Source organism: Microbacterium zouquanmingi, assembly GCF_052266695.1.
Taxonomy (GTDB): Bacteria; Actinomycetota; Actinomycetes; order Actinomycetales; family Microbacteriaceae; genus Microbacterium.
The window spans coordinates 28,653-40,901 of record NZ_JBQPQZ010000002.1 but is presented as its reverse complement, the minus strand read 5'-3'; the positions used below and the strand labels follow the sequence as shown (position 1 = coordinate 40,901).

11 protein-coding genes are annotated in these 12,249 nt (G+C 67.6%); 7 read left to right on the top strand and 4 right to left on the bottom strand.

Annotation, left to right across the window (positions count from 1 at the left end; genetic code table 11):
* Nucleotides 1–22: 22 nt before the first annotated feature.
* From ACTU6U_RS04340 to aqpZ, 5 genes are all read left to right on the top strand, one after another.
* On the top strand, nt 23–946 hold the full coding sequence (locus ACTU6U_RS04340) for an AAA family ATPase (protein WP_443468424.1): 924 nt from the start codon (nt 23–25) through the stop codon (nt 944–946).
* Nucleotides 947–2,254 (top strand): DUF58 domain-containing protein, encoded by a 1,308-nt coding sequence (locus tag ACTU6U_RS04335; protein ID WP_443467947.1) that lies wholly within the window; start codon nt 947–949, stop codon nt 2,252–2,254.
* Nucleotides 2,255–2,351: 97 nt separating this feature from the next.
* Nucleotides 2,352–2,780 carry a Fur family transcriptional regulator gene (locus tag ACTU6U_RS04330; RefSeq protein WP_443467946.1) on the top strand — a complete coding sequence of 143 codons (429 nt, stop codon included), beginning with the start codon at nt 2,352–2,354 and terminating at the stop codon, nt 2,778–2,780.
* Nucleotides 2,781–4,280, top strand: a complete 1,500-nt coding sequence (locus ACTU6U_RS04325) for a catalase (RefSeq protein ID WP_443467945.1) — start codon at nt 2,781–2,783, stop codon at nt 4,278–4,280.
* Between the two features lie 107 nt (nt 4,281–4,387).
* Complete coding sequence (aqpZ, locus tag ACTU6U_RS04320) at nt 4,388–5,170, top strand: aquaporin Z (protein ID WP_443467944.1); 783 nt, start codon at nt 4,388–4,390, stop codon at nt 5,168–5,170.
* 11 nt (nt 5,171–5,181) lie between these two features.
* Here the strand turns inward: aqpZ and ACTU6U_RS04315 are convergent, their stop codons facing one another.
* Entirely contained in the window at nt 5,182–6,174 is a 993-nt protein-coding gene (locus tag ACTU6U_RS04315) for a stage II sporulation protein M (RefSeq protein ID WP_443468423.1), read from the bottom strand.
* Between the two features lie 16 nt (nt 6,175–6,190).
* On the opposite strand from ACTU6U_RS04315, the gene ACTU6U_RS04310 reads away from it, so the two are divergent.
* Nucleotides 6,191–7,000: an RDD family protein gene (locus ACTU6U_RS04310; RefSeq protein WP_443467943.1), complete on the top strand. Its 810-nt coding sequence runs from the start codon at nt 6,191–6,193 to the stop codon at nt 6,998–7,000.
* 23 nt (nt 7,001–7,023) lie between these two features.
* Here the strand turns inward: ACTU6U_RS04310 and ACTU6U_RS04305 are convergent, their stop codons facing one another.
* On the bottom strand, nt 7,024–7,230 hold the full coding sequence (locus ACTU6U_RS04305; RefSeq protein WP_443467942.1) for a DUF3499 family protein: 207 nt from the start codon (nt 7,228–7,230) through the stop codon (nt 7,024–7,026).
* A gap of 67 nt (nt 7,231–7,297) precedes the next feature.
* Here ACTU6U_RS04305 and ACTU6U_RS04300 point away from each other — a divergent pair, with 67 nt between their 5' ends.
* Complete coding sequence (locus ACTU6U_RS04300; protein WP_443467941.1) at nt 7,298–7,726, top strand: hypothetical protein; 429 nt, start codon at nt 7,298–7,300, stop codon at nt 7,724–7,726.
* 69 nt (nt 7,727–7,795) lie between these two features.
* Here ACTU6U_RS04300 and ACTU6U_RS04295 read toward each other — a convergent pair whose 3' ends face one another.
* A complete protein-coding gene (locus ACTU6U_RS04295; protein WP_443467940.1) occupies nt 7,796–9,172 on the bottom strand; it encodes a DUF5719 family protein in 1,377 nt (458 codons plus the stop codon).
* A complete protein-coding gene (locus tag ACTU6U_RS04290; RefSeq protein ID WP_443467939.1) occupies nt 9,169–12,210 on the bottom strand; it encodes a glycosyltransferase in 3,042 nt (1,013 codons plus the stop codon). The genes ACTU6U_RS04295 and ACTU6U_RS04290 overlap by 4 nt, the downstream gene beginning before the upstream one ends.
* Nucleotides 12,211–12,249 lie beyond the last annotated feature (39 nt).

Genomic DNA, 12,249 nt, shown 5'->3' with positions numbered 1-12,249 from the left:
TGAGGATGCTCTGCGCCAGGCCATGCATCGCGTGCGCACTGAGGTCGATAAGGCGGTCATCGGCCAGTCAGGCACGATCACCGGACTCCTGGTGTGTCTGCTCTCTCGCGGGCACGTGCTCCTGGAGGGCGTGCCCGGCGTCGCCAAGACGCTGGTCGTGCGGTCGTTCGCGCGTGCTCTGGGTCTTGACACCAAGCGCGTGCAGTTCACCCCCGACCTGATGCCGGGAGATGTCACGGGGTCCCTCGTGTACGACGCGCGCACGGGTGAGTTCGAGTTCCGTCAGGGACCGGTGTTCACGAACATCCTGCTGGCGGATGAGATCAACCGCACCCCGCCGAAGACGCAGGCGGCTCTCCTCGAGGCCATGGAGGAGCGCCAGATCTCAGCCGATGGCGTCAGCCGCGATCTTCCGAATCCTTTCCTCGTCGCAGCCACCCAGAACCCGATCGAGCACGAGGGCACGTACTCGCTGCCAGAGGCGCAACTGGACCGATTCCTTATGAAGCTCGTCGTCGGCATGCCGGATCGCGACGCCGAGGTCAGTGTGCTGCGATTGCACGCCGGCGGTTTCTCGCCCCGCGAGCTCACCGGCATCGAGGCTGCGGTGACCGCTGAGGAGATCCGTGCGGCCCAGGATGCGGCATCCCGCGTCGAGGTCACCGATGAAGTGCTCGGCTACGTCGTCGACCTCGCCCGCGCCACCCGCCAGTCGCCTTCTGTCCTGCTCGGTGCGAGCCCTCGCGCATCGACCGCGCTGCTGGCCGCGGCGAAGGCCTGGGCATGGCTGAACGGTTCGACCGCAGTGACTCCCGATCACGTGCAGACCATGCTGGTGCCCGTGTGGCGTCACCGCCTGCAGCTTCGCCCGGATGCCGAAATGGAAGGCGTATCGGCAGACGCCGTGCTCGCCAGCGTGATCCAGCAGACGCGGGTGCCGATCTAAGTGTTCATCACCTCGCGTTTCGCCCTCGCCATCGGGATCGGGGTCATACCCGTCGTCGCACTCGCGATGGCGGGGATACCGGTGTGGGCCGGCGTGGGCGGGTGGCTCGTGCTGGCCTGTGCCCTGCTCGGCATCGATGTGTGGCGTGCGGCGAGCGCGCGGACGGTTTCGGTCACGAGGCGCGTTCCGCCCCGGGCACGAATCGATGAGCCTGTCGAAGCGAGCGTCGCGCTGCATAATCACGGGCCGCGCACACTCCACGCGCTCGTACGGGATGCTTGGCAGCCGACAGCGGGCGCGCGCTCTGACCGGCTGAGCATCGTGGTGCCTGCCGGTGAGCGTCGGCGGGTGATGATTCCGCTGCTCCCCCGCCGCCGCGGTGAGCTGACGAGTGAGTTCGTCTTCATCCGCTCGCGCGGACCGCTCGGTCTCGGCGGGCGGCAGGCACGGCACGATGTGCGCGGTGCGCTGCGTGTGCTGCCGGCTTTCACGTCGCGCAAGCATCTCCCATCCAGGCTCGCCAGGCTGCGGGAGCTGGATGGGAACACCAGCATCCAGGTGCGCGGCCAGGGCACGGAGTTCGACTCGCTGCGCGAGTACGTGCGCGGCGACGACGTGCGCTCGATCGACTGGCGCGCGACCGCGCGGGCCGGCACGACGATGCTGCGGACGTGGCGACCTGAGCGCGACCGGCATGTGGTGATCCTCATCGATACTGGCCGCACCGCAGCGGCCCGAGTGGGTGATGGCACGCGTCTGGATGCTGCGCTTGAGGCGTCGCTCCTGCTCGCAGCGCTCGCGGCACGAGCGGGAGACCACGTGCACCTGCTCATGTATGACCGCGTGGTGCGCGGCCGGGTCACGGGTATCGATGGTCCTGGGCTGCTCCAGGCGATCACGGATGCGATGGCCCCCGTTCACGCACGGCTCGTCGACACCGACTGGGGTGGGGCGTTCGCCGAGATCCGCACGCTGACGACGCGTCCTTCGCTGATCGTCGTGCTCACCGCGCAGGACGCGGCCGAGTCCGCCCGCAGCTTCCTCGGCGCCTTCCCCAACGCATCGCGTGCGACCACGATCCTGGTGGGCTCGGTGACCGATGACGCGGTGGGTTCACTTGCGACCAAGCGGGACTCCCGCGAGGACATCTATCTGGCAGCAGCTGCCGAGCGCACGCTGCGCGACGCCGAGAATGTCGCCGATGCCATTCGCCGCGCGGGCGGAGAGGCGATCACTGCCGATCCGGAGGCTCTTCCGCCGAAGATCGCAGACCGGTACCTCGAGCTCAAGGCCGCAGGGCGCCTCTGACTGCCGCGCCGCGCATCCGCTCTGAGCGACCTGAACGGGCGGTTAACCTGAGCGATTCGTTATTGCTAACGATTCAGAAGAACGGTACCCTGAAAGCATGGACATTCTCGAAGCCCCCGAGCGCTTGCGCGCCGCTGGTCTTCGAGTCACCGTGCAACGAGTCGCTGTCCTCGACGCACTCACCACCCGCCCGCACGCGTCGGCAGATACCGTCTACTCCGGTCTCCGCGAGAAGCTCAGCGGCGTTGCGCTCCCCACGGTTCACGGCATCCTGGGCGATCTCACCAATGCCGGCATCGTGCGCCGGGTGAGCCTCCCCGATGCGGCGAGCGCGCTCTACGAAGTGCAGCACGAGTTCGACAACCACCACCATCTGCAGTGTGTGGAGTGCGGCCGCGTCGAAGACGTCGCCTGCGCCGTCGGCGAAGCCCCCTGCCTGCATCCGTCCCACGACCATGGGATGCGGATCATCGAAGCCTCTGTGACCTACCGAGCCATCTGCTCCGATTGCGAAAGGAACAAGTGAATGACTGACAAGACTTTCACGACCACCCAGACCGGCACGCCCGTTGCCAGCGACGCACACTCGCTGACCGGCGGACCTGACGGCACCACGGCCCTTCATGACCGCTACCTGGTCGAGAAGCTCGCCTCGTTCAACCGCGAGCGCGTGCCGGAGCGCAACCCGCATGCCAAGGGCGGCGGCGCATTCGGCGAGTTCGTCGTCACCGAAGACGTCTCTCAGTACACCCGCGCGGCAGCCTTCCAGCCCGGCGCCAAGAGCGAGACGCTGATCCGCTTCTCGTCGGTCGCCGGCGAGCAGGGCTCCCCCGATACCTGGCGTGATGTCCGCGGCTTCTCGCTGCGCTTCTACACGACCGAGGGTAACCTCGACATCGTCGGCAACAACACCCCGACCTTCTTCCTGCGCGATGGCATCAAGTTCCCGGACTTCATCCACTCGCAGAAGCGCCTCACGGGCTCGGCCCTGCGCGACGCCGACATGCAGTGGGACTTCTGGACCCTCTCGCCTGAGTCGGCCCACCAGGTCACCTACGTCATGGGCGACCGCGGTCTCCCTCGCTCGTGGCGCCACATGAACGGCTACGGCTCGCACACCTACCAGTGGGTCAACGCCGCGGGCGAGCGCTTCTGGGTGCAGTACCACTTCCTCACCAAGCAGGGCGTCGAGCCCATGTTCGCCGATGAGGCAGAGCGCATCGCCGGTCAGGATGCCGACTACTACCGTCGCGACCTGTACGAGGCCATCGAGCGCGGCGAGAACCCGTCGTGGGACGTCTACGTGCAGGTCATGCCGTACGACGAGGCCAAGGACTACCGCTTCAACCCCTTCGACCTGACCAAGACCTGGTCGAAGAAGGACTACCCGCGCATCAAGGTGGGCACGTTCACGCTGAACCGCAACCCGCAGAACTTCTTCGCCGAGATCGAGCAGGCCGCCTTCTCGCCCGGCAACCAGGTTCCCGGCACCGGCATCTCGCCCGACAAGATGCTCATGGCCCGCGTGTTCTCCTACCCCGACGCGCAGCGCTACCGCATCGGCACGAACTACAACCAGCTGCCGGTCAACCAGCCGCACGCCGCCCACACGAGCAACTACATGCACGAGGGCAACATGCAGTACCACTACAACACCGCCGAGCACCGGGTCTACACCCCGAACTCGTACGGCGCTGCCGGTGGCCCGCAGGCTGACCCGGCGCGCGGCGTCGAGGCGAGCTGGGAATCGGACGGCGCGCTGATCCGCTCCGCTGCGACCCTCCACTCCGAGGACGACGACTTCGGTCAGGCGCGCACACTGATCAATGATGTCTTCAACGCCGAGGAGCGCCAGCGCTTCATCGAGACCCTCGCCGGTCAGTACGACGCATTGACGGTTCCCTCAATTCAGGAGCGCTTCTTCTGGTACTGGGGCCAGGTCGACCCGAAGGTCGCGGAAGACGTCCGCGCCCTGGTCGCCGCTGGTGGCGGAAACGACGAAGAGCCGGTCGGAGTCGGCGAATAATCAGCTGATTCACAGATTCCTGCGCGGGGTCGGATGCTTCGGCATCCGACCCCGCTAGCATGTGCGGTGAATTCGATCTTTCGATCGAACCGACGAGAGGGAATCCCATGAGCGAATCGCTCGCCGAAGCAGAGCTTCCTACGCCTTCCACCGGTGCAAAACTCACTGCAGAGGGCATCGGCACTTTTCTGTTGGTGCTCGGCGGTGTCGGCACCGCATTGTTCGCATCCAACCACTTCACCGACCCCGGTTCAGGTTCAGCGGTCTACGTCGCCGTCGCACTCGCGTTCGGCCTCACCGTCGTCGTCGGCGTCTACGCCTTCGGACCGATCTCCGGCGGCCACTTCAACCCCGCCGTCAGCATCGGTCTCGCGGCAGCAGGCCGCCTCCCTTGGCGTGATGTCCCCGGCTACATCATCGCTCAGATCTTCGGTGGCGTGGTCGCGTCGACGATCCTGGTGCTGATCGGGCTGTTCGGCCCGGACGGCTGGCTCACGCGCGCTCAGGATGCCGGATTCGCCAGCAACGGATGGGGCGAGCACTCCCCCAGCGGCTTCGGCATGTGGGCTGCGATCATCATCGAGGTCGTCCTGACCGCGGTGTTCCTGTTCGTGATTCTGGGGACGACGCACAAGCTGCGCCCGACCCCGTTCGCCGGACTCGCGATCGGTCTCACGCTGACGCTGATCCACCTGATCTCCATCCCGGTGGACAACACCTCTGTGAACCCGGCACGCTCGATCGCTGCAGCGATCTACGGCGGCCTCGGGCCGCTTTCGCAGCTGTGGGTCTTCCTCGTGTTCCCGATCGTGGGCGCGCTGATCGCGGGCTTCGCGTACAAGGCACTGCTCGACGGCACGACGCACGCCCCGAGCCGCCGGTCAGCCTGACCCTCTGAGAATCAACCCGCGGTGAGTTGCGGGGTGCCTGCTTCATACTCGAGCAGGTCCCCGCGCTCACCGCGTTCGTATGCCCGGCGTCCGACAAGAAGCATGTAGACGAGGAACACCGCGAGGGCCGCGGCTCCGATCCCGATCTTGATCGGCCACGGCAGCGACCATCCGGTCACGAATCCTTCGACAAGGCCCGACAGGAACAGTGCGAACACGAGCCCGATCGCGACCGTCGCCAGTGCCCTGCCCTCCTGCGCCAGCGCCGCGCCGCGTGTGCGGTGGCCGGGCGCAACCCACGCCCAGAAGAGGTGGAGTCCGGCAGCGGCGGCGACGAAGATGCTCGTCATCTCGAGCAGACCGTGCGGGAGGATGTACAGCACCATGACGTCGAGCCGGTCGTGCACGGCCATGACTGCAGCGGACACGCCGAGCCCGAAGGCGTTCTGCACGATGACGTAGACCGGCCAGATCCCGGTGACGCCGAACAACACGCACTGCGCGGCGATCCACGCGTTATTCGTCCAGACCATCCCCGCAAAGACCGCGGCAGGGTTCTCGGTGTAGTACTCGGTGAAGCTCTCTTCGGCATACTGCTCGAGGAAGTCGGCGGGTCCGAGAGCTGCGACCAGCGCCGGGTCGCTGGAGAGCCATGCGCCCACTCCTACGACGATGGCGATGAACACCACGGCCACGACGAGAGTCGTCCAGCGCAGGCGGTAGAGAGCCGCGGGAAGCTGGTCAGCGAAGAATCGCGCGACCTGAGTGAGGATGCTGTCGGACGTGCCGGTCAGCCGCAGACGCGCCTTCGACAGCACCGAGGAGACGTACGCTCCCTGCGGCGAGTCACCAACCGAGGTTTTCAGTTCCGCAAGATCAGCGGATGCCGCGCGATACCGCAGAATCAGCTCATCGACGCCTTCACCGTCGAGTCGCGCACGACTGAGTTCGTCCAGTCGTTCCCACTCCGTGCGGCGCGCATCGGCCAGAGCATCAGCATCCACCTGATTTACTGTACTCATGTCCACGCCGATCGACACCGCCGACGAGGTTCTCTCGGGAGAAGCGGTCGCCATCGATGTGCAGCCGCTCGGCTTCTTCATGCGCGCGCTGGGAGCCCTGATCGACATGGTCGTCGGCTGGGTACTCTTCGCGCTGTTCCTCTGGCTGCGGATCTGGCTGCTCGGGGTGGGCGTTATCGCTTCATCGATCGACGGCATCCTCAACATCACGGCGATGGTCGTCTGCTTCGTGATCGTGCCGATCGTCATGGAGGTCGCCCTGCGCGGCCGCAGTCTCGGCAAGCTCGCTGTCGGCGGGCGAATCGTCCGCCTCGACGGAGGTGCGGCCGGGTTCAGACACGCGTTCATCCGTGCGCTCATCGGGGTGCTCGAGATCTACATGACCTTCGGAGCCATTGCGATCCTCTCCGGGGCCTTCACCGCCCGCTCGCAGCGCCTGGGAGACCTCGTGGCGGGCACGTACAGCCAGCGGGTGCGCACGCCGAAGCTTCTGCCGCTGGTCCCCGTGCTCCCGCCCGCGCTCGCGGGCTGGGCGCAGATCGCCGATGTCGCTCGGATGCCGGATCGTCTGGCCCGGCGCATCTCGCAGTTCCTTCAGCACGCCGAGAAGATGTCACCGTCGGCGCGCGCCCGCGTCGCGCAGGACCTGGTCGCAGAGTCTTCCGCGTATGTTTCACCCCAGCCGGCGGCCCACCCGGAGCAGCTGCTGATCGCGATCACGGTGCTCCGTCGCGATCGCGAGCGTCGGGCACTCGCGATCGCGGATGCCAGGACAGAGAAGCTGACCGGGCGACGCGTCGGCGTCTAGCCCTTCGACCGGCCCGGGGATCGTTAGGCGCGCAGCGCCTCGTGCCTGAAGACGACCCATCCGCTGGGCACGGAGAGCCTTTCTGCGTGCTGAGCGCACAGATCATGCGCGTGCGGGTCTCCGGCGGCGCCGAGAGGACCGAGAGCCGCCATCTGATCGCCGTAGTCGAACGTGAGCGTGGCGACCGCCTCACGCGCACAGGCGACCTTCGAGCAGAGTCTTGCGTTCATCTCGTTCACCCTACGGCCGTGGTGCGCACAGACCCGGATGCCGCGCGCAACAGCCTAGACTTTGGACATGCCTCGTCGCCGTACAGAAAGTGCCGCCGCGCCTCGCCGCGGAGCGCGTCACGGACGGCATGGGCGGTTGGGTCGCAGTGAGGTCGTTCGCCCTCCGCTGCCGCCGTTGGAAGGCCGCGTAGACCGATTCGACGTCACAATCGGCACCGCGGTGGACTTTCTGCGCGGCACCTGGCCCGAGCTGCAGGAAGTTCGATTCGAGATCGGCGCACTGCCGCTGCGCGCCGACGACGGCGGCATCCCGCGCTGGCACATCGACCGCGATGCCAGACGGATCGTGCTGTTCCGCATACCCATCGAGCGTCTGCTGCCTCCGGGGCACGACGATGACATCCATCGGCGGATCGCCATCGAGAGCGCCGTCTTCCGCGCCGCGGCAGAATACGTCGGTCGGGATCCGTGGGAGTTCGGACCCAACGGCTCCTGAGCAGCTCGGTCTGTCGATCCCTGAGCCCGCCGATCCCTGAGCCGGTCGATCCCTGAGCCGGTCGAAGGGTCAGGGGTAGACCGTGATCGGCTCCTGCGCGGCAGCGCCCGCCCACACCGGCCACCCGGCCAGCGCGTTATCGCTCGTCGCGAGGATGACCGCGGCGTGAATCGTCTTGTCGGCTGCAAGCGAGTAGACAGAGTCCGCATCGACCTCGACGAGGACGTCACCACCCGCGGGAATGCTGATCTCTTCCCCGGCGTCTGTGTCGGATGCTGGCGCCAGAACGACGGTCGCATCCGCAGTTCCTGAGTTGACCAGGTGGACGCGCGAGCCCGGGACATTCGGAATCGCCACGTACGTCTCGCCGTGGAGGTCCGGTGCGGGTGTCATCCACGCGAAATCGCTGCCTGCACCTGCTCGCGCCGCCTGACGAATGGCTCCGACCATCGGCGCATCGCCTTCGACCTCGACGCTGTACACGCCGGGTTCGAGTCCGTCCAGGTTCACTTCGGTAGGAGTTCCCGCTTCCAGCGGAACCGTCAGGTTCACAGCGGCAGCCCCCTGAGCGCGCACAGTGACGCGGGCGTTGGTGGTCTGGTCTGTTGCCAGCAGCCGCAGCACGGTGAGCGGGGTATCGGCGCTTATGGCGAGCACCTGGACGCCGGCGAAGACTACGGTGCTGCTCGGCGGACCCGCGCTGTCCTGCAGGTCGACGCCAGACGGGTCGAGGGTGCGGATGAGTGAAGACTGCAGCGTCGCGCGCAGCGGGGCGCCGGACGCGGTGATGCGCACGACAGGATCCTGAGTGCCCGCAGCGATCGATGAGAGCGGCACCGAGAGCTGGGTGCCAGCGGGAACGAGCTGTGTGGTCGACGTCTGCGCGAGACCGAACACGGTCATCGTCGCGGTCGCGGTCACATCGCCCGGATTGCTGAGGACGATGAGATCGTTGGTTCCGGTCTCGACGGAGCCACCGACCAACCATGATTCGGTGCGCGCCTCGCGGCACGCGGCTCCGGCAAGACCGGTGAGGTCGTCCGAGGCGAGTGTGATCGCTTCAGCCGCTGCGAGAAGCGGTGCGCCGCCCTGTTCAGCGCTGGCGATGAACCGCTGGGGACCTGGGGTGTCGCCCAGTTCCGGAACCTCGAGCGTCGATTCTGCACGTTCTCCGCTGCTGTCGACGGTCAGCTCCGGAGTGCCGGCCGGCATCTGCTGCGCAGCATCCAAGGCATTGCGACCGACGGCACGGAATGATCCTGTGCAGACCAGGGTCGCGTCCCCTGCGGTGGGCGTGACAGCCACCTGCGCGGGTTCCGCAGCCACACCGGGCCACGGCAGCGCGACCGCTGCGACGACGGCGACAACGCAGCCGACGGCGATCGCCGCGCCGATGAGGAGGCGGGCACCGGTAGCGGCGACTCTGATCGCTCGGTTGCGAATCATCTCTCCTCCTCGGTTCCGTCGACTGTTTCGGGATTCTCGGGATCTTCAAGCACTTCGGGCTCTTCCGGCTCTTCCGGTGCTTCAACGACGTCGGCAGCTTCAGGCTCTTCGGGCTCCGCAGCCTCTTCAGGCGTCTCGTCCGCTTCTGGCTCCACCGGAGCAGGCTCTTCGAACTGCACCTCGTCCTCACCGTGCAGGAAGTCGTCCTCACGGCGGTGGGGCAGCACGAGAGGTTCTTCGGGCGAACGCCCCACGATGCGGGACTGGGCCCTGGCCGCCCGACGCGACGCGCGGGTCGGAACCGCCAGCAGCAGTGCGGCGAACAACACGATGAGCTGGATCGCCGTGATCGTGCTTGCCGTTCCCGCCTCGGCGAGTGTGAGGCCCTTGCGCTCTGCCGGTTCGGCGTCCAGGCGCCACAGCACGCCCTTGTCGGTCTCGCCCACCTTCACGAAGCCCGCACGCTGGTCGAGCGCGGTGACCGCTTCGACGCGGAACGCTCTGGCGGCATCCGACTCGTCGCCGTCGACCTGGTCGAGGAGCACGTAGGCGATGCCGTACTGCGCGAGCTCGGCGGGCGCATCGAAAGTGCGCGCCGAAAGGAGGTCGACGGAAAGAGCGCTGAGGTCGACGCCCTGGGGCTCAGTGGCGGTGCTGAGCATCGTGGTCTGCGCGCCGAGCGTCGCGCTCGGGCCCCAGACCACGTCCACGGCGAGAGCCCCGTCGTTCAACGGTGTGAGAACGAGGGTGGAAACGGGCTGGTCGCCTCTGGCTTCTGCCGCGACGTACGCGGGAAGTGTGCTCTGCGGCCCGTTGGTCAGCGCGGATCGGTCGGTGTGCAGCGCGGTCAGCGCCGGTACTGCGCAGATCGCAAGGCACAGGCCGGCGATGGTGACGGCGATGACTCGAAGCCGCGGCATCGTGATGGCGGTATCGAGCGTGACCAGCGCGCCGCCGACGAGGCCGGCCCAGGCAAGGCTCAACCCCGTTCCGGGCCAGATCTCGACGGGCGTTCCGTGCGCGAAGCTGACAGACACTCCGACGGCGACGAACGCTGTCGCGAGCCCTGTCATCGTCACCGCGAGAAGAGTGACCCCCGCGCCCCAGCGTGGCGCGACCGCGGCCGCGAGCGCGAGAAGAGCCACCGGTGCAATCAGCACCGGTGCCCACATGGCCACCGTCGGGTCCAGCACCTCAGTCCAGCCGGCAAGATCCCCGGTCGGGAATCCGCTCGCGAGTAGCAGACGCCCCACGCCGTCAGGGGTCACCTGCGGGCCGGCCCAGACGAGACCCGGGTCGGCGAAGACAGCCCAGATGCTTCCGTTCTGCACTTGCCAGATGACGAGCGGTACGAACAGTGCGGCCGTGGGCGCGAGCATCCAGAGCAGACGAACCGCCCCATGGAACCACACACGCGTGAGCACGATGATGATCGCCAGCACCCAGAGCACGGCGAATGCGGGCGCGAGTGAGGGCGCGCACGCGAGCGTCGCCGCGAGAATGACGGATGCCGCGCCCGCTGCCCCCCAGGAGCGGTGGGCGACGACGGCGGAGTGGAACAGCCACGGCAGCAGCAGGTGCACGAGCACCGCAGAGGGGCGACCCTCGTTCAGCGCGGTGAGGAACGTGGGAGCGAGTGCCCACGCGACACCGCCGAAGATGCGCAGCCCCCCGCGGTCCGTGATCCTCGTCGCCGCGAACCAACCTCCGAGCACGGCGAGCGGCAGGGCGAGAAGCCAGAGCAGCACCATCGCGAGAGAGGGTGCGCCCGCCCACAGCGTGCCGATGACCGCGATGACGCCGGCGAAGGGATCAGCGGGGCCCGTGACATCGATGCCGATGCCTCGCTGCCCCCAGGCGGCGTCCTGCCACAGCGCGCTGACGGTGTCGCGGAGCGGGAGGAGCGCCCCGCCTCCGAGGGTGGGCCACGCGAGCAGCGACGTGAAAGCTGCGATGCTGACGATCAGTGCGCCGAGCACGGCCCAGGCGCCACCGCCGGAGAAGAAGTTGAGCTCGCTGACCGCGCCGCCTTCGCTGCCGTGGCCGTCGTCGAGACGGCGGTGAAGCTCGCCGCGAGTGATGCGCAGCGGTGCGATGCTCGACCACCTCGTGCTGCGGAACGCACGGATGCTCCGCCGAGAACGTGCGACTGCCCCGAACCGGAACATCGCGGTGAGCGCGGCTCCCCACTCCGGGAAGACCGCGGCGGGACGCTTGCCGATCAGGTGGATGATCGTTCGCCACAGCGCGAGCGGCAGGAAGGTGAGCCAGTGCAGCGGGACGGCCGCTGCGGGGGCGTAGGAGAGGCGCCGGTGCAGCTGCGCGACGCGCGTAACGAACGCGCGCTGCGCGGCACGCTGAGGAAGCGCGGCGGGCCCATCAGGGCTGACGGAGACTCGTGCGCCGGGAGCGAGGACGACGCGTCCTCCCCCGAGGCGCGCACGAACGCCGAGGTCGAGGCCCTCGTCGGCCCCATCCAGAGCGGGGTCTGGAACAAGACGATCGCGAACTTCGCTGCGGATGAGCACACCGCGGATGTCGGCACCCAGCGCATCGTCACGTCCATCATGCTGGCCCTGGTCGAGTTCGCCTGCGGCAAGTTCGACCGAGCGGCCCAGGGCCGTCATGGTGACGCCGAGGCTGACCAACTCGCGATCGTTGTCGACGTCGACGAGTTTGGGCGCAGCGATCGCTGCCGAGGGAGAGCGCTCCAGCGCTCCCGCAAGCTGTGCAAGCGCCTGAGGATGCGGGGCGGTGTCGTGCGCGAGCACCCATACTGCTGAGCCTTGGGGGACTCGGGCGAGTCCGATCTGCACGCCTTCGGCGAAAGAAGTGCTCCCGCGCGCCTCAATGATGCTCTCGACGACGCGACCGACTTCTTCGCTCTTCCGCGCGGCGGTGCCGTCGCCGCAGACGACCAGCGTCACCGCTTCGGGTGGTCGTGTCTGGAGGGTCAGTGCATCCAGTGTGCGCAGCAACTGTGCGCGGGACGAGGGGCCAGGACGCGCAACGATGATGGCATGGACTCGGGTTGGCATAGCCAGGTCAGCCTATGCGCAGAAACCGGCGATCCATTG